18 protein-coding genes and 1 pseudogene are annotated in these 20,714 nt (G+C 40.0%); 15 read left to right on the top strand and 4 right to left on the bottom strand.

What is annotated here, in order from left to right:
• Window positions 1–280: 280 nt before the first annotated feature.
• From CXF64_RS14370 to CXF64_RS14330, 9 genes are all read left to right on the top strand, one after another.
• On the top strand, window positions 281–715 hold the full coding sequence (locus CXF64_RS14370; protein WP_007580242.1) for a MerR family transcriptional regulator: 435 nt from the start codon (window positions 281–283) through the stop codon (window positions 713–715).
• 46 nt (window positions 716–761) lie between these two features.
• A complete protein-coding gene (locus CXF64_RS14365; RefSeq protein ID WP_101217336.1) occupies window positions 762–1,937 on the top strand; it encodes an isovaleryl-CoA dehydrogenase in 1,176 nt (391 codons plus the stop codon).
• Between the two features lie 10 nt (window positions 1,938–1,947).
• On the top strand, window positions 1,948–3,555 hold the full coding sequence (locus tag CXF64_RS14360) for a carboxyl transferase domain-containing protein (RefSeq protein ID WP_101217335.1): 1,608 nt from the start codon (window positions 1,948–1,950) through the stop codon (window positions 3,553–3,555).
• Between the two features lie 12 nt (window positions 3,556–3,567).
• Window positions 3,568–4,338 (top strand): enoyl-CoA hydratase/isomerase family protein, encoded by a 771-nt coding sequence (locus CXF64_RS14355; RefSeq protein WP_024590169.1) that lies wholly within the window; start codon window positions 3,568–3,570, stop codon window positions 4,336–4,338.
• A gap of 8 nt (window positions 4,339–4,346) precedes the next feature.
• Window positions 4,347–6,365, top strand: a complete 2,019-nt coding sequence (locus CXF64_RS14350) for an acetyl/propionyl/methylcrotonyl-CoA carboxylase subunit alpha (protein WP_101217334.1) — start codon at window positions 4,347–4,349, stop codon at window positions 6,363–6,365.
• Window positions 6,365–7,261, top strand: coding sequence for a hydroxymethylglutaryl-CoA lyase (locus CXF64_RS14345; RefSeq protein WP_024607467.1), 897 nt, complete (start codon window positions 6,365–6,367; stop codon window positions 7,259–7,261). Before CXF64_RS14350 ends, CXF64_RS14345 begins: the two co-directional genes overlap by 1 nt.
• Before the next feature lie 63 nt (window positions 7,262–7,324).
• Entirely contained in the window at window positions 7,325–8,023 is a 699-nt protein-coding gene (locus CXF64_RS14340) for a CoA transferase subunit A (protein ID WP_077537941.1), read from the top strand.
• A 14-nt stretch (window positions 8,024–8,037) separates the two neighbouring features.
• Entirely contained in the window at window positions 8,038–8,694 is a 657-nt protein-coding gene (locus CXF64_RS14335; RefSeq protein WP_007580251.1) for a CoA transferase subunit B, read from the top strand.
• Window positions 8,695–9,028: 334 nt separating this feature from the next.
• Entirely contained in the window at window positions 9,029–9,910 is an 882-nt protein-coding gene (locus tag CXF64_RS14330) for a LysR family transcriptional regulator (RefSeq protein ID WP_101217333.1), read from the top strand.
• A 740-nt stretch (window positions 9,911–10,650) separates the two neighbouring features.
• Here CXF64_RS14330 and CXF64_RS14325 read toward each other — a convergent pair.
• Window positions 10,651–11,427: an amino acid ABC transporter substrate-binding protein gene (locus CXF64_RS14325; protein ID WP_101162953.1), complete on the bottom strand. Its 777-nt coding sequence runs from the start codon at window positions 11,425–11,427 to the stop codon at window positions 10,651–10,653.
• Between the two features lie 134 nt (window positions 11,428–11,561).
• Window positions 11,562–12,851 carry a peptide-methionine (S)-S-oxide reductase MsrA gene (gene msrA, locus CXF64_RS14320; protein WP_007583093.1) on the bottom strand — a complete coding sequence of 430 codons (1,290 nt, stop codon included), beginning with the start codon at window positions 12,849–12,851 and terminating at the stop codon, window positions 11,562–11,564.
• A gap of 256 nt (window positions 12,852–13,107) precedes the next feature.
• Between msrA and pxpB the strand changes: the two genes are divergently transcribed.
• The 6 genes and pseudogenes from pxpB (at window position 13,108) to CXF64_RS14290 (ending at window position 18,181) form a co-directional block, all read left to right on the top strand.
• A complete protein-coding gene (gene pxpB, locus CXF64_RS14315; RefSeq protein ID WP_101217332.1) occupies window positions 13,108–13,773 on the top strand; it encodes a 5-oxoprolinase subunit PxpB in 666 nt (221 codons plus the stop codon).
• Window positions 13,766–14,692 (top strand): biotin-dependent carboxyltransferase family protein, encoded by a 927-nt coding sequence (locus CXF64_RS14310; protein ID WP_101217331.1) that lies wholly within the window; start codon window positions 13,766–13,768, stop codon window positions 14,690–14,692. Before pxpB ends, CXF64_RS14310 begins: the two co-directional genes overlap by 8 nt.
• 19 nt (window positions 14,693–14,711) lie before the next feature.
• Window positions 14,712–14,822, top strand: a pseudogene (locus tag CXF64_RS20985) (5-oxoproline transporter, DUF979 family subunit); the annotation flags it as partial.
• The gene (pcp, locus tag CXF64_RS14300) at window positions 14,815–15,483 is read left to right on the top strand and encodes a pyroglutamyl-peptidase I (protein ID WP_080670012.1); all 669 of its coding nucleotides are present in this window, start codon (window positions 14,815–14,817) and stop codon (window positions 15,481–15,483) included. The pseudogene CXF64_RS20985 and the gene pcp, both read left to right, overlap by 8 nt.
• 153 nt (window positions 15,484–15,636) lie before the next feature.
• Window positions 15,637–17,310, top strand: a complete 1,674-nt coding sequence (gene asnB / locus CXF64_RS14295) for an asparagine synthase B (protein ID WP_101217330.1) — start codon at window positions 15,637–15,639, stop codon at window positions 17,308–17,310.
• Window positions 17,294–18,181, top strand: a complete 888-nt coding sequence (locus CXF64_RS14290; RefSeq protein ID WP_101217329.1) for a PhzF family phenazine biosynthesis protein — start codon at window positions 17,294–17,296, stop codon at window positions 18,179–18,181. The genes asnB and CXF64_RS14290 overlap by 17 nt, the downstream gene beginning before the upstream one ends.
• A 279-nt stretch (window positions 18,182–18,460) precedes the next feature.
• On the opposite strand, the gene egtD is transcribed toward CXF64_RS14290, so the two are convergent.
• Window positions 18,461–19,435: an L-histidine N(alpha)-methyltransferase gene (gene egtD, locus CXF64_RS14285; protein ID WP_101217328.1), complete on the bottom strand. Its 975-nt coding sequence runs from the start codon at window positions 19,433–19,435 to the stop codon at window positions 18,461–18,463.
• The gene (gene egtB / locus CXF64_RS14280; protein WP_101217327.1) at window positions 19,432–20,703 is read right to left on the bottom strand and encodes an ergothioneine biosynthesis protein EgtB; all 1,272 of its coding nucleotides are present in this window, start codon (window positions 20,701–20,703) and stop codon (window positions 19,432–19,434) included. The genes egtD and egtB overlap by 4 nt, the downstream gene beginning before the upstream one ends.
• Window positions 20,704–20,714: the final 11 nt, after the last annotated feature.

Raw genomic sequence — 20,714 nt, 5'->3', positions numbered from 1 at the left:
ATTAATTTAGTATTCATTTATTATTTAATACCTACACACAATACTAACGTTTACGCCAACGTCAACTAAAAACAGCTTAATTTTTAGTTTTATAAGTGTAAGCATTATTTTCCAGTAGTAGGCCAACACTGAGCAAGTAAAATTAAGTCATTGAATATTAATGTTATAAATTAAAATTTCACACCAACACTCCTTTATAAATAGTTTCAAAACACACCAAGCTTTACCTTTACGTAAACTTCACTTATATTGGAGTTATTCGAATGAGGTAAATACAATTATGAAACCAGATAATCAAACAAACTTTGCAAGCTCAGCCAAAATGCCGGCTAGTAATGAACAAACATTTAGCATTAGCGAACTCGCTAAAGAATTTGACATTACAACCCGCTCTATTCGCTTTTACGAAGATCAAGGGTTAATAACCCCAGAGCGTAATGGTCAAACACGTATTTATTCAAAACGCGACAAAGTGCGTTTAAAACTAATATTACGTGGTAAACGATTGGGCTTTACGCTTGCTGAAACAGGCCGTTTGTTTGAACTGTACGACGCTGATAAGTCGAGTGCTAAGCAGCTGGTTACCATGCTTGATTTAATAGCCGATAAAAAGTCTGACTTATCTCAACAAATGGACGACATTAAAGTTGTTCTTATGGAGTTGGTGACTGCCGAGCGCCGCTGCAGAGACACACTGAACAAAATAGACGAGTAGCCTATTTTAAGAATAACAACACACTGACGACACACAGGAATGAATCATGAGCACTATTTCACTATATAAAGAAATGAACTTTGGCCTTGGCGAAACCGCCGATATGATCCGCGACCACGTAAACAGTTTTGCGAGTCAGGAAATTGCCCCTCTTGCTGAAAAAACTGACTTAGATAACGCTTTTCCAAATCAACTTTGGGCTCAAATGGGCGAAATGGGCGTACTGGGTATGACCGTATCTGAAGAACTTGGCGGCGCCGGTTTAGGTTACTTAGAACATGTTATTGCTATGGAAGAAATTAGCCGTGCCAGTGCCTCTATAGGTTTAAGCTATGGAGCACATTCTAACCTGTGTGTTAATCAAATTAACCGTAACGGCACACAAGCTCAAAAAGAAAAATACTTACCAAAGCTTATTAGTGGCGAGCACATTGGTGCCCTTGCAATGAGCGAGCCTAATGCGGGCTCTGACGTTGTATCGATGAAACTTAAAGCCGAGAAAAAAGGCGATAAGTACATTTTAAACGGCAACAAAATGTGGATCACCAATGGCCCCGACGCACACACACTCGTTATTTACGCTAAAACAGATTTAAACGCCGGCGCTAAAGGCATTACCGCGTTTATTGTTGAGAGCAACTTTCCTGGTTTTTCTACGGCGCAAAAGCTCGACAAACTGGGCATGCGCGGCTCAAACACCTGTGAGCTGGTATTTGAAAACTGCGAAGTGCCCCAGGAAAACATTTTAGGTAACTTAAACGAAGGCGTCAAAGTACTTATGAGTGGCCTTGATTACGAACGCGTAGTACTTGCAGCAGGCCCGCTTGGCATAATGCAAGCGTGTATGGACATAGTGGTACCGTATATTCACGAGCGTAAACAGTTTGACACCCCTATTGGTCAATTTCAGTTAATTCAGGGCAAAGTAGCCGACATGTATACACAAATGAATGCTGCCCGTTCATATGTGTATACGGTAGCTCGCTCTTGTGACCGTGGCGAAACAACCCGTAAAGATGCTGCCGGTGCCATTTTATATGCAGCAGAACTTGCGACTAAAATGGCGCTTGACGCGATTCAAATTTTAGGTGGCAATGGCTACATAAACGAATACGCAACGGGTCGCCTGCTTCGTGATGCTAAATTATACGAAATTGGTGCAGGTACATCAGAAATACGCCGTATGCTTATTGGTCGCGAACTTTTCACTGAAAGCCGTTAAGGATTAAACCATGACGATTTTAAAATCGAGCGTTAACCCTCACGATCCAACGTTTGTGCAAAACCATAAAAACATGTCGGCGCTGGTGGATGATTTACGCAGTAAAGTAGCAACAATTAGCCAAGGCGGAGGCGCGGCATTAAAGGAGCGCCACGAAGGCCGTGGTAAATTATTTGTACGCGACCGTATAAGTACGTTAATTGACGAAGGCTCACCGTTTTTAGAAATTTCGCAATTTGCTGCCTTTGGTGTGTACGAACAAGCAATACCGTGCGCCGGTGTTGTAGCCGGTATAGGCCGTGTTAAAGGCATTGAATGCATGATTATTGCAAACGATGCCACGGTTAAAGGCGGTACGTATTTTCCGCTTACTGTTAAAAAGCATTTACGCGCACAAGACATAGCAGAGCGCTGCCACTTACCGTGTATTTATCTTGTAGATTCGGGCGGTGCAAACCTGCCTGAGCAAGACGATGTATTTCCGGACAAACTGCATTTTGGTCGTATTTTTTACAATCAAGCCCGTATGTCGGGTAAAGGTATTCCACAAATTGCCGTGGTAATGGGATTATGTACCGCAGGTGGTGCGTACGTACCTGCTATGGCCGATGAAAGCATTATTGTAAAAGATCAAGGCACTATATTTTTAGCAGGCCCGCCGCTTGTAAAAGCAGCAACAGGCGAAGAAGTAACAGCCGAAGAACTAGGCGGTGCCGATGTGCACTGTAAAGTGTCGGGTGTCGCCGATCACTACGCTGAAAACGATGCTCATGCGCTGTCTATTGCGCGCCAATGTATTGAGCGCATTAACTACACACGTCCGACCGCCCCTCTTCTAGAGGATGTAAAACCACCTCGTTATGATATTAACGAGCTTTACGGCATTGTAGGCACCGACCTTAAAAAGCCGTTTGATGTACGCGAAGTAATAGCCCGCACTGTAGATGACTCATCATTTGATGAATTTAAACGCTATTTTGGTGAAACGTTAGTCACCGGTTTTGCCAGCATTTATGGCAACCCCGTTGGCATAGTGGCTAATAACGGTATTTTATTTAGTGAGTCGGCGCAAAAAGGCGCGCACTTTATTCAGCTGTGTGCTCAGCGCAATATTCCTTTAGTGTTTTTACAAAATATTACCGGCTTTATGGTGGGTAAAAAATACGAAGCCGAAGGCATTGCAAAGCACGGCGCTAAAATGGTGATGGCGGTTTCGTGTGCTGATGTGCCTAAATTTACAGTACTTATTGGCGGCTCTTACGGCGCAGGTAACTACGGAATGTGTGGCCGTGCATTTGAACCAACCATGATGTGGATGTGGCCTAATGCCCGAATTTCGGTCATGGGCGGCGAACAAGCAGCGGGTGTAATGGCGCAAGTTAAACAAGATGGTTTAGCACGCAAAGGTCAAAGCATGAGCGAGCAAGAAATCAGTGACTTTAAAAAGCCAATTATTGACCAGTACGAAGAGCAAGGTCATCCGTATTACGCCAGCGCACGCTTGTGGGATGACGGTATTATAGACCCTGCCGATACGCGTAATGTATTAGGGCTTGCGTTAACGGCTGCGAACAACGCACCAAAACGTGATTCGAAATTTGGCGTATTTAGAATGTAACCGGAGCGCAAAATGTCAGTAACACTACAAATAACAAAATCTAATGTGGCTGTACTTGTATTAAGCCGCCCAGAAAAAAGAAACGCATTTAACAGCGAAGTAATACATGAGCTGATTCAGTGTATTGAACATGCAAATACGCTTGATATTCGCGCTTTGGTTTTAAAAACAGAAGGTAAGCATTTTTCAGCCGGTGCCGATTTAGCCTGGATGAAGTCGATGGCTGATAACAGCTACGCAGATAACTTGGCTGATTCGATGCAATTGGCTAAATTAATGCAGGTGCTGGCAAACTCGCCCCACCCTACAATTTGCGCTGTGCAAGGTGCTGCTTTTGGTGGTGCACTGGGCTTAATTGCCTGTTGCGACATAGCCCTTAGTAAAGACGATGCGCAATTTTGTTTAAGCGAAGTAAAGCTTGGCCTTATTCCGGCTGTTATTAGCCCGTATGTCATTAAAGCGATTGGTGAACGCGCTGCTCGCAGGTACTTTTTAACGGCTGAAGTGTTTGATGCACATACTGCTAAGCAACTTGGTTTAATTCATCAAGTAACCGGTAATTTAGACTGTGCGCTCGATAATATGCTGCAAACACTGATTGATAACGGACCTGTTGCAGTAAAAGCCGCAAAAGCATTAATTAACGATGTAGCAAATAAACCAATAACCGATGAACTCATTGAGCTTACCGCAGAGCGTATTGCAAAAATTCGCGTATCTGAGGAAGGCCAAGAAGGGCTAACTGCTTTTTTTGATAAACGCCCACCCGCTTGGCAACTGTAGGATTGATTATGAACACACAACGATTACAAAAAATACTGATTGCCAATCGTGGAGAAATTGCGTGCCGTGTAATGCGCAGCGCAAAACAAATGGGCTTAACCACGGTCGCGGTTTATTCTGATGCAGACAAACATGCCCGGCACGTAAAAATGGCCGACGAGGCTTACCATATTGGTGCTGCGCCAAGTAAAGATTCGTATTTAGTAGCAGACAAAATTTTGCAAGTTGCCAAAGACTGCGGCGCTGATTGTATTCACCCGGGGTATGGTTTTTTATCTGAAAACAGCGAATTTGCTAAAGCCTGCGAAGCTAACAACATTGCTTTTGTAGGGCCACCAGCAAGTAGCATTGAAGCAATGGGGTCTAAAACCCGCGCTAAAGAAATAATGGCAGCTGCTAATGTGCCATTAGTACCTGGTTATTACGGCGATAAACAAGACCCTGCTTTTTTACAAAGTGAAGCTGAAAAAATTGGCTACCCTGTACTAATTAAAGCCGCCTTTGGCGGCGGCGGTAAGGGCATGCGTGTGGTTGAAAAAGCAAAAGACTTTATGAGCGCACTACAAGGTGCGCAACGTGAAGCTATTGCCGGTTTTGGTAACGATTTAGTATTGCTTGAGCGCTACGTAAACCAACCTCGCCATGTTGAAGTGCAAGTATTTGCAGATAACTACGGTAACTGTGTTTATTTAGGCGATCGTGATTGTTCTTTGCAACGTCGTCATCAAAAAGTAATTGAAGAAGCCCCTGCTCCCGGTTTATCTGACGAACTACGTAAAGAAATGGGCGAAGCGGCTGTACGTTGTGCACTGGCTATAAATTATAGAGGCGCAGGTACGGTTGAGTTTTTACTGTGTGGCGATGAATTTTTCTTTATGGAAATGAATACGCGCCTTCAAGTAGAACACCCAGTAACCGAAATGGTAACCGGTGTAGATTTAGTCAATTGGCAAATTAATATTGCGGGTGGGCAAACACTGCCACTGACACAAAGTGATATTCAATTGCAGGGTCATAGCTTTGAAGCGCGTATATACGCAGAAGATCCAGCTAACGACTTTATCCCGTGTTCGGGTACTATTGAAGCGTTACATACACCGCTTAACAGCGAATTTGTACGCATTGATACAGGCATTGCACAAGGCGACGAAATTAGCCCGTTTTACGACCCGATGATTGCTAAACTTATTGTGCACGACGACAATCGCGAACAAGCACTGAGCCGTTTACAACACGCTCTTGAGCAATTTCATTTAGCAGGTTTTAGCACTAACATTGGCTTTTTACATAACTTAGCAAGCCACCCTACCTTTAAACAAGGTGCGCCAAGTACACACTTTATTGCAGAGCAAGGCGACTCGTTAGTTGCGGTTGATAAATCGTTATTACAAGCAAGCCAACTTATTGGTGCTTTTGCATATTTAGAATCGTTAACTAACACCCAAAATGCGCCAAACAGTGCAAGCCCGTGGCAACAACTAAGCGGTTTTACACTCAATGCACCACAAGCAATTAAAGTTCCTTTTGCTGATTTACAGCTAAGCGCTATAAAAACGTCAGCGGGCTATAGTATTACGCATAACGAGCACGTATTTAACCTACAAGGCACATTAAATAACAATCTTTGCAGTGTATTTATTAACGGCGAAAAACATACCGCGCACGTAACTACGGTAAGTAATAATACTGTTGGCAATAATACCGTGAGCAATATTGTCACTGTGATGAATAAAGCACTGCAAACTAAGCTTGAACTAGTTGATAAACATTATATTAGTTCGCACGAAAGCGAAGCTCTGCCACTTGCCGCGCCACTTAATGGCACGGTAGTTAAGCACTTAATCGAAATTGGTAGCACAATCACCAAAGGCGATGCGGTTGTTATTATCGAAGCCATGAAAATGGAATACACGCTTAACGCACCACACGACGGCATTTTAAAAAGCTATTGTTTTGGTGAAGGCGAATTAGTAACGCATGGTGCTCTGCTTGCTATAGTAGAAGATACAACAGAGGAAGGTGCATAATGAGTGCCTTTGCAAGTAAAGTACGTATTGTTGAAGTTGGCGCGCGAGACGGCCTACAAAACGAAAAAACAGTAAGCACAGCCGATAAAGTAGCGCTTATTAACGCCCTAAGTGCCGCAGGTTTAAAAGATATTGAAGCTGGCGCGTTTGTCTCCCCTAAATGGGTACCACAAATGGCAGACTCAGCGGATGTAATATCAGCGCTAGATTTACCCGATGTAAATTTAAGTGCCCTTACACCTAACTTAAAAGGTGCACAAGCAGCGCACACTGTTGGCATTAAAGAGTTTGCTATATTTACCGCTGCGAGTGAGTCGTTTTGTCAAAAAAACATAAACTGCTCAATAGATAAGAGTATTGAACGCTTTAGTGAAGTAATGGCGTTTGCTAAAGCGAATAATATCCGCGTACGTGGTTATGTAAGCTGTGTGCTAGGTTGCCCCTATGAGGGTGAGATTGACCCACAAGCAGTACTAAGTGTATCGCAAAAGCTATTAGATTTAGGGTGTTACGAAGTAAGCCTTGGCGATACCATTGGTGTTGGCACCGCTAAAAAAGTAACGCAATTAATCGAGTTACTCTTAACACGCATTGATAAAACCAAGCTGGCCGTGCATTTTCATGATACTTACGGGCAAGCGCTCACAAATATTTACGCAGCCTTAAGCCTAGGTATAGCAACGGTTGACGCGGCAGTTGCAGGCCTTGGTGGCTGTCCTTATGCTAAAGGAGCGTCAGGAAATGTTGCCACCGAAGATGTAGTTTACTTACTGCAAGGGCTTGGCATTGAACACGGAATTGATTTACAAAGGTTAAGTGACGCTGGCTGGGAGATAACCAAAGCACTTGGTAAGCAACCTGTGAGCAAAGTATCTGTGGCACTGCACACTAAATAGCTATCTTATAAAATGATGATTCAAGATAGTTAACAACAAATAGCACACAATGAGGAGAGACTCATGGCCGGTTTTGATAAGGTAGTTTCTAGTTACGAAGCTGCAATGGAAGGATTAAAAGACGGCGATACCATTATTGCCGGAGGTTTTGGTTTATGTGGTATTCCAGAGGGCTTAATTAAACAAATTAAGCACATGCAAACAAAAGACTTAACCGTGGTATCTAATAACTGTGGTGTTGATGACTTTGGTTTAGGTATTTTATTACAAGACAAACAAATTAAAAAAGTGATTGCGTCATACGTTGGCGAAAACGCCCTATTCGAACAACAGTTATTAAGTGGCGAAATTGATGTAGAGCTTACACCTCAAGGTACACTTGCTGAAAAAATGCGTGCTGGTGGCGCGGGTATACCCGCATTTTACACGGCAACCGGTTACGGTACTCCTGTGGCAGAAGGCAAAGACGTAAAAGAATTTAATGGTCGCCCATATATTTTAGAAGAGTCTATAACGGGTGAATTTGCTATTGTTAAAGCGTGGAAAGCCGATCGTTACGGTAATTTAGTGTTTAGACACACCGCCATGAACTTTAATCCAATGGCAGCAACGGCTGGTAAAATTACCGTTGCCGAAGTAGAAGAAATTGTAGAGCCGGGTGAGCTTGAACCAAGCCAAATTCATACCCCGGGTATTTTTGTAAATCGCGTTATTAAAGGCAGCTTTGAAAAACGCATTGAACGTGTAACAACACGAGATTAAGCAGGAGCATAATTATGGCATTATCACGTGAACAAGTTGCAATGCGCGTTGCGCAAGAACTTCAAGACGGTTACTACGTAAATTTGGGCATAGGAATTCCGACACTCGTCGCAAACTATGTACCGGATGATATTGAAGTTATGTTACAGTCCGAAAATGGTCTTTTAGGCATGGGTCCGTACCCGACTAAAGCAGAGCTAGATGCCGATATGATAAACGCGGGTAAAGAAACCGTGACAGCAGCTAAAGGTGCAGCCATATTTAATAGTGCAGATAGTTTTGCCATGATACGGGGTGGTCATGTAGACTTAACTGTTCTGGGTGCATTTGAAGTTGACCAGAACGGCAACATCGCATCGTGGATGATCCCTAAAAAGCTGATTAAAGGCATGGGTGGCGCGATGGATTTAGTCGCTGGCGCGAAAAACATTATTGTTACTATGACCCATGCAAGTAAGCATGGTGATTCTAAACTATTAGAAGCCTGCTCTTTACCGCTTACTGGCGTTAATTGCGTTAAAAAAATAGTAACAGATTTAGCCGTATTAGAAGTTAAAGACGGCGCATTTCATCTATTAGAACGCGCTCCGGGCGTAACTGTTGATGAAATCATTAGTAAAACAGCAGGTAAATTACTTGTTGACGGTGAAGTACCAGAAATGGTTTTTTAGGCTTTAGCTTAAAAATAACGCTTTACCCTGTACCGACCTCATTCCCAGTGCCAATGGCGCTGAGTTACCCAAAATCCCTCTTACGAGGGATTTTTTTTATCTTTTGCCATTATTTTTACCGTCATTCATACATCTGTAGTAAATTTTATCTATAATACAAATATAAATTAAATGTAAGCGCTTAGATTCTTTGCACTATTTTGTGGATAGTCTGCACCCTTTTTGTGAACTAGCGCTAAATTTATTTTTAACCTACTGATATTTAAACATTAAATAGTTGGTTCAAATTTTGCCTAAGTAAGGCGTCTCAATAAATTAAATAATTCTGGAAAACATGCAAACTCCTATTCGTGGCCTTCGCTCTTTTTGCTTTGCCGCAAGAAGCCTAAGTTTTAAGCATGCAGCTAATGAGCTGTACTTAACGCCATCTGCGGTAAGCCATCAAATAAAACAACTTGAAGAACAACTTGGTATTGAACTTTTTCAACGTAAAACGCGTTCAATCAGCTTAACCACAGCGGGTAAAAACTTTTTTGATGCAGTGTCTCCTATCATCACAATGTTAGAGGGCACCATTAACGAGTTTAGCCAGATGCAGCAAAATACAAATTTGACGATTACGTTACCTGAGTTTTTTGCAAGCGAACTACTCATGCCTAAATTAAGTGAGTGGACGTCAGAGCACCCTAATATAAACCTGCAAATGGACACGCTTAAAACACGCAAAGAGTTAACGCGTCATAGCGATTTATCTATTGTATTGTCCTCTGGTAAACCTACTGAAGGATTAGCGACAGAGTTGTTTAACCTTGAATATATTCCTGCATGTAATAAAAAATTGCTCGATCAATGGAGGGACGATCATCGTCAAGCGCTTAACCAAGTCCCGCTGATCCTCCACAAAGCTCGCCCTTGGGCATGGCACCAATGGGCTGAAAAAGCGGGTATTGATGACTTTTCTCCCTCGCAGATTATTCAAATAGATAGCATGTTTGGTGTAGCCCGTGCAGCGCAGCAAGGTATGGGTATTGCCCTTATTCCACTGCCAATTAGCCAAAGCTGGTTAGATGAGCAATGGTTGTATAAATTATTTGAACAGCCTTTAACCACTAAAGATAAATACTATTTAGTGCAGCACGAATCAAACACCCCTAATCACCCGCTTGATTTATTTGCAAAGTGGGTTGTAAGTACATTTAGAAAAATCCAAGAATAATCCTTTATTAGGCGGGTTTATTAATACACCTAATTACGGGTTGTATTAATGGTTCGCTTAAATCTAATTTCAATTTTTTAATAATATTTTTACTTAAATACATAAGCTTAACGTTACGTATTAGACTAAAGTCTATAGTTTAATTTTTTTCACTCATTGGTTTCATTTTTATCGTTTGTCGAAAATAAAGTTAAATATTAAAGTTACTCCATCAACTCAAAACAACTTACATTAAATTGTTTTTAAGAGTAACAAATGCAACCTTTTGAGTTTTAGTAACTCATAAGTAGCAGTAAAAAATCTTTATATTGTGTGTGAAGATGTTGTCAGTGTGAAAAGCGGTTCAAGTTAGGTGGTGACTTAGCTTGAACTGTTTTTATTCTAGGCTCAAACCACATGATATGTAATACAAAGCTACTTAAGCGTAGCAAACAGAATCTTTATATTGTGTGTGAAGATGTTGTCAGTGTGAAAAATGGTTCAAGTTAGGTGGTGACTTAGCTTGAACTGTTTTTATTCTTGGCTCAAACCACATGATATGCATTACAAGGCTACGTAAGCGTAGTAAACAGAATCTTTATATTGTGTGTGAAGATGTTGTCAGTGTGAAAAAGCGGTTCAAGTTAGGTGGTGACTTGGCTTGAACTGTTTTTATTATTAAGCGCATACATAATATAGTTATATACAGGTTAATACCTTTTAAAAAGCCCCGTAAGTTATAACTTACGGGGCTTTTTTAGTTAATTTTTTATTTGATACTCTTTTTTTAATTTACTTATTTGCACTTTATGTGAAAGCAAAAATGTATCAAATTGCTTAACTACCTCAGGATAGTCAATCGACGATAATAAAAAGGCTTGTAAATCTGTCGGCAATTCGTTTTGAAAATAAACGGGTCGGGTTAATTTGAAATATTTAACAATATTATAGTTTAATACATCGTTAGATATGTAAATACACTCAACTCGCTCTTTTAAAAGCATCTCTATTAATTCCATTACATTAGCGGTTTCAATTAGCTCAACGTTTTCGTTATTCATTAAAGGTTTAAAGCTTTGAGACGTAAACCCTCTCACCGTTGCAAAACTAACGCATTCATCAATGGTGATATTTTTATTTAAACTCGCAATACCCGTTTTAGTCACAACGGTTGGCTGCGAATAAATAATTTCATTTAAATCACCAAAGGAAGCTTTATAACTTGGTTTCCATTGAGGGTTATCTGGATATTTAAAATCAACATGATGGTGATCAATAAATTCTTTATAAAGACGATTAATTGGCAGCGTGTAAAACTCAAATTCAAAATCGTGCTGCTGGGCGAACAAAGTAAGTAATTTTTGACTGAAGCCATAATAATCTGCACCATTTGTTCCACTACCATCAAAGTAAGGTAGATACTCTATATTCTCTACGCCGACGACATAGTGCGTTGCCGACTTAGCATCGGTAATAAAAATTAATAAAGCTAAAGGCAAATACATTAACTGCGTTGTTATTTTTATAAATTGATTCATTTACAACCTAAGTAATATTATTGATGTGTAGCTCAACGCTTTAATTTTAACAAATTTGCAAAGATTATGATAAATCTATTTTATTTTATGCAAAAAAAAGCCTGATTAAAATCAGGCTTTACAAAGTAAAAGGTTTAGCTTTTATCTCTTGGTACAAAATCGAGTACTGTTGCGTTTATACAGTAGCGGTCTGTGCCTCTAGGGCCTTCTCCTGGGAATAAATGACCAAGATGAATACCTGTACTTTTAGAACGTAGCTCAATACGTGTTATTCCCCAGCTGCTATCGTCATGCTGCGTTACACTACTTTTTACTGGGTGCTTAAACGACAACCAACCAGTACCGGAGTTAAACCTATCGCTTGTATCAAATAGTGGCTCTCCACTTAATTTATCAACAAAAGTACCATCAGGTGTATTTTTAAACTCTTTGTACTCTTTACAATAAGGTCTATCTGTTCGTGCATCGAATGCAACTTTATAAGCATCACTGTTACCTAATTTAAAAGCGCCTAATGCTTTATAAAACTCTTCAGGTGTTGCATAGCCTTGACGGCCATATACCTCAACGCCATTTTCTAAAAACAAAATAGTCGGCGTTGCCCACGTGGCTGACTTAATAGTTAAATCATTAAGTTGGTCAGCATGGCGAAATGTCATAGGTATTGTGCCTTTGTAATCATTTGCGACTGCTTTTTTAAATTTTTCACAGTACGGGCAGTAATCACGAGAATCAAGTACCACTATTTGCTTACCTGCGAGTAGAGCACTGTTGTCTGCTTTTTCTACCGGTGTTTTATTAAAAACTACGCCTGTAGAATGATCGGGGCAATAGCCATTAGGGTTCTTTTCTAGATAATTTTGATGATATTCTTCTGCCGATACAAAACCTGTAAGCGGTTTAATTACCGTTTCGATTTTGCCGTAGCTCGCATCAGTTAAAAGCTGCTGATATTGCGATTTAACTTGCTCAGCTACTTTAGCTTGTGCATCAGTAGTCGTTAATACAATTGAACGATATTGCGTACCGATATCGTTACCTTGGCGATTTTTTTGCGTAGGATCGTGACTTTCAAAATAGTTTTTTAAGAGATCTTCTGCTGAAATTATATTGCTGTTATACATAACTTGCACAACTTCAGCATAATTGTTCTCGTCAAAACGACGAGACTGATCAGTAATATTTCTGTACGTTGCTTTAAACCCATTACCGTCAGCATAACCCGACTCAGCATCAATAACGCCATTAAGCGCTTCGTAGCGTTTTTCTGCTCCCCAAAAACAACCAGACCCCAGTACAATGGTTTCTACATGCATGGTGGCTTCTACATTACTGTGTTCTACCTTTTCCATAGATAAAGCAAAGCTGCCTGCGCTAAATATAATAGCAGCGCCTGATAAATATAATAAATGCTGGTGTTTCATAAAGTACCTCATAAACAAGTGCGTGCTAATTAAGACCTCCTTATCTTAATTTTCATTTCAACCTAATTACTTATTTAGTACGAAATGTATTAAGTTTTAGTCCTCAATAAGTTAAATACGATTAATTGAATATAAAAACACTCTTAAAGTAAGCTGGGTAAATAAACACTAAACATAACGACTTAGTCGCAATGGTGTAAATAAATTAATAAAACTGTGTTACGTTTAAATTATGTTGTACAAATAGGTTTATTTAATGAAGCCAGCTCCCCATATTTATGCATTAACAAACAGTAGTTTACTACTTGATGCATCGCATTTAGATGCTACAGATAGACTCTCTATTCAAAAGAAAATTTGGGCTTTAACCAGCCACTGTAAATGCACTGCTGAATTTACCGATTTGGTGCCAGCCATGAACTCGCTCACTCTCTATTTAAAATCAGATAAACACTTAAATAAGTGGTTACAAGTGCTACCTTCGCTGTGGAATGATATTAAAACGAGTACTTTTAAAGGGCAACATCACTTAATCGAAACCATATACAAGGGTGAGGATATTAATTACGTGGCTCGTTATCACAATTTAAGCGCTGATGAGGTTATTAATATTCATAGTAAAACCAAATACCACGTTTTATTTTTAGGCTTTCAGCCCGGTTTTGCTTACCTACACGGCTTAGATAGGCAATTACATACACCAAGGCGTGATGAGCCACGCATTAAAGTTCCTAAAGGCTCTGTTGCGATAGGTGCTGCACAAACCGGAATTTACCCTGCGGATACGCCTGGTGGTTGGCACATAATAGGTCATACAGATACTGCTTTGTTTGATTCGACCTCGGAGCAACCTTGTTTAATTCAACCAGGCGATACGCTTGAATTTGTTCCGCTAGTTAATAAAGGAGCAACTCATGATTAAAGTACTTAAAAGTGGTGTATTACTTACCATTCAAGATTTTGGCCGTAATGGCTACCGTCATTTAGGTGTAAGCAAAGCGGGCAGCTTAGACCCTTATGCGCAAATAATTGCTAATAGATTACTTAACAATAACGACAATGATGCCGTTTTAGAAATAACCGTTGGTTTGTGCGAGCTGGAATTCACCTGCGACACAGTAATTGCGCTTCATGGTGCAGATTTGCAAGCAACCCTTGATGGACAAGCAATTTACCCTGGTTGGACATACGCAGTAAAAAACAAACAAGTACTGAGCTTTGCGACTGGTAGAGCTGGATTAAGAGCTTATTTAGCAGTGAAAGGCGGTATACAAAATACTGAAGTTATGGGCTCTAAATCTACAGATTTAAACGCATGTTTTGGTGGTATTGAAGGTAGAGCTCTCGCCACTGGTGATGAAATACCTATTACTCCTTATTATGGAGAGTTTATAAAAGTAGGCGCAATTGCTCCCGCCCAGCGCAAGCTTATAAGACTGCACCCAAGCCCTCATGCTAATTTGTTAGGCGAGCCTTTACTTAACAGCTTTGTATCTACCCCATTTAAAGTTAGTAGTAACAGCAACCGAATGGGCGTAAGGCTTGAGCATAAAAATAATTTGGCACATTCGCACTCTTTGCCATCACTAGGGGTGAGTCCTGGGAGTATTCAACTGCCACCGAATGGTGAGCCTATTGTGCTACTTAACGATGGTCAAACAACCGGGGGTTACCCTCTTTTAGGGACTGTAATTGAAGCCGACTTACATCAATTTGCACAATTTAGACCTTTAGATACTGTTGAATTTAAATATGTAACGTTTGAAGAAGCAGCAAAGGCGAAGCAGAAACTTGACGGGCACCTACATCAATTGAGCCTTGCACTTAAAAATAACCTATAAAATATTCTAGAATCAACACGTCCTAGATTTAAAAAATAGGTACCATGTAATAAAGGTTCAAATTCCGACGGCCGTTACCTTACTCGCCGTTAATATTATTTTAATGTATAGCTTGGTGTTTAATGACTAAATCAACTTCTACTATGCCGTGTGTATTAATAACTGGCTTTGCTCCTTTTGGTGGCGAAGCTATAAACCCTTCTTGGCAAGCAGTGCAAAAACTTGATGAAACTATCATCATGAAACACAAAATATGCACACTAGAACTTGCCTGTGAATTTAATACGTCTATCAGTCAGCTTATAAACGCCATTGAGTCGCACAATCCGGCGGTTGTTTTATGTATAGGCCAAGCTGGTGGGCGCAGCGAAATATCAATTGAGCGTATTGCAATAAACGTTGACGATGCACGCATTAAAGACAATGCAGGTAAGCAGCCTATCGATACACCAATAGAAAAAAATGGCCCTGATGCCTATTTCACAAACTTACCAATAAAGCGCATGTTACAAGCATTGCACAACAGCAATATACCTGCTGCCATTTCCAATACAGCAGGTACGTATGTGTGTAATCACGTTATGTATGGTCTTATGCATTACATAAATGATCACTGCGCTGTAATGAAAGGTGGCTTTGTGCATATTCCTTATTTACCAAGCCAAGCTGTGCACCATAATGGCGCACCAAGCATGAGCGAAGAAACCGTTATTAATGCCCTGAGAGTTATGATTGCACAAGCTTTAAACAATAATAGCGACGTAAAAATAGCAGCAGGAACTACGCATTAACCACTTTGGTGCAATTACATCTAGCTTGGTGCATAAATTATTCTTAATTAATTGTAAAAGCTATGTGACTTGAGTAATTTTTTCTGATAAAACAAGGTTTCGCAGCACAGCAAATTGGCTCTGCTGCACACATAATAGGAATGAGGAGTTACTATGTGTTCAATTTTTGGGGTATTAGATATTAAATCTGATCCCACTCAATTGCGTACCCAAGCAATTGAAATGTCAAAGCTGCTTAGACACCGTGGCCCAGATTGGTCTGGTGTATATGCATCTGAAAAAGCTATTTTAGTGCATGAGCGTTTAGCTATTGTTGGCGTATCAAGCGGTGCACAGCCTTTATACAATCCTGAAAAAACAAATATTTTAGCGGTTAACGGCGAGATTTATAATCATAAAGAACTTGCAGCAGAGTTAGACGTTGATTTTACTTTTCAAACTCAATCAGACTGTGAAGTTATTTTAGCGCTGTATAAACAAAAAGGGCCTGACTTTTTAGATGATCTAAATGGCATTTTTGCATTTTGTTTATACGACGAAGAAAATGACGCTTACTTAATTGGCCGTGACCATATTGGTATTATCCCGCTTTACACCGGTCACGACGAGCACGGTAACTTTTACGTTGCTTCTGAGCTAAAAGCACTTTCTCCAATTTGTAAGCATATTGAAGAATTTCCACCAGGGCATTACCTGTATAGCAAAGATGGCAAAATGACGCCTTATTACAAACGTGATTGGGAAACATTTGATGCAGTTAAAGATAACAGCGCAGAAGCGCAAGACGTTAAAGATGCATTAGAAGCGGCCGTTAAACGCCAATTAATGTGTGACGTGCCTTACGGTGTATTACTGTCTGGTGGTTTAGACTCATCGGTTATCTCTGCTATTACCCAGCGCTTTGCTGCAAAACGTATTGAAGATAACGACGAAAGCGATGCATGGTGGCCTAAGCTGCATTCTTTTTCAGTAGGTCTTGATGGCTCACCTGATTTAGCGGCTGCACAAAAAGTAGCTGACATGATTGGTACTATTCACCACCCTATCATTTTTACCATTCAAGAAGGTATTGATGCATTACGTGAAGTGATTTACCACATAGAAACCTATGACGTAACAACTATTCGTGCCTCTACACCTATGTACCTAATGGCTCGCCAAATTAAAGCAATGGGCATTAAAATGGTGTTATCTGGCGAAGGTGCTGATGAGCTATTTGGTGGTTACTTATACTTCCATAAAGCCCCTAACGCACAAGAGTTTCATGAAGAGCTAAACCGTAAAGTATCAAAACTGCATATGTTTGACTGTTTACGTGCTAATAAATCAATGGCGGCATGGGGCGTAGAAGCACGTGTACCGTTTCTTGATAAAGAATTTGTTGATGTTGCTATGCGTATCAACCCTGAAGCTAAAATGTGTAAAGATGGAAAAATTGAAAAACACATTTTACGTGAAGGCTTTGAAGGTTACTTACCTGATGAAGTGCTGTGGCGTCAAAAAGAGCAGTTTTCAGATGGTGTTGGTTACAGCTGGATTGATACCTTAAAAGAGTTTGTAAATGAGCAAGTGAGCGATCAAGAGCTTGAAAATGCGAAATTTAAATACCCTATTAATACGCCAGATTCAAAAGAAGCTTACTACTACCGTACTATTTTTGAATCGCATTTCCCTGGTGATGCATCAGCTAAATGTGTACCTCATGGTAAATCGGTAGCGTGTTCGACTCCTGAAGCACTTGCATGGGACGCATCGTTCCAAAACAACGCTGATCCATCAGGTCGTGCTGCCGGCGTTCATAACGACGCATATGCAAGCAAAGGTTAATACTCTTTGTTTAGCGAAGCGTAAGCCTAAATGGCTTACGCTTCGCTTTATAGAGCTCACTTCCACCGAATCTGTTTTTTATAGCCCTGTACATAACTTAAAAGGCTCAAGTGCTTTAATTGTTATTTTTAAAAATGGGTTAACATCAAAAACAATGCAATATATTGCATCACAATCAACTTACCCTGCTACCGTATTTTTAAATCAAAATGAGATAACTAAACGCCATTGTAAAATTCGCTGGTTTAATCAAACGAGTGAAATTAAACGCTGTGGGCATGGTACTTTAGCAGCCGCTAATTTTTTAATAGACCATTTGGGTTATTGCCCTGAAGTATTTACTTCAATGAGTAATGAGCGCTTTACTATAAGAGTAAAAAAACAACGCGCTCAGCTGTTACTAAAAAGCATAGAGCCTAAAAAAAGCGAGTTAGCTGAAGGTGAGTTACAAAGTGTGTTTTCAGTAGCAATAAAAGCAGCCTACAGTACCGGCGACAAAAACGGTTATACGGTTGTGGTATTTAGTAAAGAATTTAATAAGGAATTTAGTAAAGAATTCGATAAATCAGTTAAAAAAGACGATTTAAAAAGCGTACACGTTGATTTTAAAGCTTTGTGTGCACTCCACAAAAATGCAGTAATCGCCCTTAGTATAAAAAATAAAGACAAAAAAAATGCCATAGCGCATTTTAGATACTTTGCACCCCAGTTTGGTGTAAATGAAGACAGTGCTACAGGCTCTGCGGTATCTGTTATTGCCCCCCTGCTATTTAGACTATACGGTTTAAATAAAGCTATGCTTGTACAGCAATCAAATAATGGCGCATTGCTAAACTATGAGTTTAACAATGCCCAAGTTGTCATTTACTAGGGCGTGTTGATCTTTGCGAATTGAAATTTGTTCAATCTAGGGGCGATTAAATCGCGGCGCGAGGTTTGTAACCTAGTGGGCTAAGTAAAAATCGAGCAACAAAGAGTTTATCGCCCCTAGGCAGAACCCGAAGGGCAGCACATGTTTGGCATTTATGCTGCGTTATTGCCTATTTATGTGGAATAACCACACTTCATAGGCTCTGCCTTGCCTAAAAACCAAACATATTGCTGCAAATTCAACTATCAAAGATCAACACGCCCTAAACTTAAGTAACGTTTAAAGCGGCCTTAATAAACACAGGGCAAAATAGTTACTATCGTCTTGCCATGTTTGCACTAACTTTAAATTAGCTTGCGCTGCAAGCTGCTTAAACGACTCGAGCGTGTACTTGTGAGAGTTTTCTGTATGGATACTTTCGCCTTCTATAAAGTCTATTTGCTGATCATTTATAATCACGCTTTGAGTACAATTACTTACTAAATGCATTTCGATACGGCTATGTTGCTCGTTAAAGCGTGACTCGTGGCTAAAGTTATCCAAATTAAATGTGCCGTTTAGCTCATTATTAATACGTTGTAGTAAATTTTTATTAAAAGCAGCGGTAACTCCCGCTTTATCGTTATATGCATCAAGTAACACTTGGCGCTCTTTTACTAAATCAACCCCAATTAATACATAACCATTTACACCGCATAAGCGATGGAAATTATTCATAATTTCTATGGCTTTAACTGGGGCAAAATTACCAAGAGTAGAGCCCGGAAAGTACACCAAATTAGTTTGACTGTCTAAAGCGGTGTCTTTGGTTAGCTGTTTGACCATTTGGCTATGTGTAAAGTCTCCTAATAATGGCGAAATTGCCAAATCTGGAAATAACGGCGACAAATGTGCAAGTGAATAACTGAGCATCTCCTCAGATATTTCAAACGGTACAAAGGTTTTAACGTTTGCCATATGCGCTAATAAATAGGCTACCTTTTTACCCGAGCCACAGCCGGGCTCTATAATAGAGAGGTTTTCAGGTAGCATTTGAGCAATCGACTTTGAGTGTTGCTCTAATATAGAAAGCTCCGTACGTGTTACGTAATACTCTTGTAAGGTTGTTATTTGCTCAAATAATGCAGCACCTTTATCATCATAAAAATATTTACACGGAAGCGTTTTTTGTTGTTGAGTTAATCCGCTTATCACGTCGTTTAGAAATTCAGTGTCGGTTATGTTGCTTTGCTTAATCGCTGTTACTTGGCTCATACTATATCCTTAGCTAGTCTTATCCCGCTGCACATCCACGCTTGATGCGGGTAATAAAAATTACGGTATGTTTGTCGTAAATGGTTTTGAGGGGTAAACACACACCCACCACGTAACACCATTTGGTTATTCATAAATTTACCATTGTATTCCCCTGCTATTCCTTCAATAGGCTTAAAACCGGGGTATGGTAAATATGCACTGTTCGTCCATTGCCAACACGAATCAGTTAACTGATTTATTTCAGCATCACCTTTTGCTTGCTGTGGTGTTAGGTAGTGATTATTAGTGTCTGCTGAAGGTGTATTTTTAGCTGCATATTCCCATTCGAACTCTGTAGGCAAGCGAGCCTTTACAAAATTAGCATAGGCACTGGCCTCAAAATAACTAACATGACAGATCGGGGCATTTAAATTGAGAGGCTCTAATCCATAGTGTGTAAACTCAAACCACTCGTTATCTATACAATGCCAATATAATGGTTGCGTTAGAGCGTTGTTTTGTATATTTGCCCAACCGTCACTTAACCAATACTGTGGATTGCTGTATCCACCTGCATTTATAAAGTCTAAATATTCACCATTGGTGACCAACCTATTAGCAAAGTTAAATGAATGAATTAATACTTGGTGTTTGGGGCGCTCGTTATCATATGCAAATTCATCGTCGGCATTTGTACCTATATTAATAATGCCTTGCTCAAAATTTATAAAATTGAGAGGCTTAATATCTGCTGATTTGTTTTGGCTGTTTAAAGGCGATGTTTTATATTGCGGAAATAATGGATTTACTGAAAAGTTATATTTGATGTCCATAAGCATTAGTTCTTGATGCTGTTGCTCGTGGTGTAACCCAAGTTCAATAATATCTTTAATTTGTGGACTAACTTCAGTTTTAAGTAATTCAACCACACAGCTATCTACATGCTCTCTATAAGCTAAAACTTCATCCAAACTAGGTCTAGATAAACTACCTCGGTTTGCCCGTTTAAATTGCTCTCCAATCCCATTGTAGTAAGAATTAAAAAGCATTCGGTAGTGAGAGTTAAACACAGTGTACTGTTTACAGTAAACACTAAGTAAAAACGTTTCAAAAAACCACGTGGTGTGCGCTAAATGCCATTTGCCAGGGCTGGCATCTGCCATAGCTTGTAATTGGCAATCTTCTACAGTGAGTGGTTCAATAATAGCCAGGCTTTCGCCTCTAACGCTGCAAAAGCGTTTAACAAGTTCGTTTTGATTGGTATTGTTTAAAGCGCATTCACTCATAATAGTATTAA

The sequence above is a fragment of the Pseudoalteromonas sp. GutCa3 genome, assembly GCF_002836155.1.
GTDB classification, from domain to species: Bacteria; Pseudomonadota; Gammaproteobacteria; order Enterobacterales; family Alteromonadaceae; genus Pseudoalteromonas; species Pseudoalteromonas arctica.
Note: the sequence above shows the minus strand (reverse complement) of the source record. Positions and strands in the feature narration are given on the sequence as shown.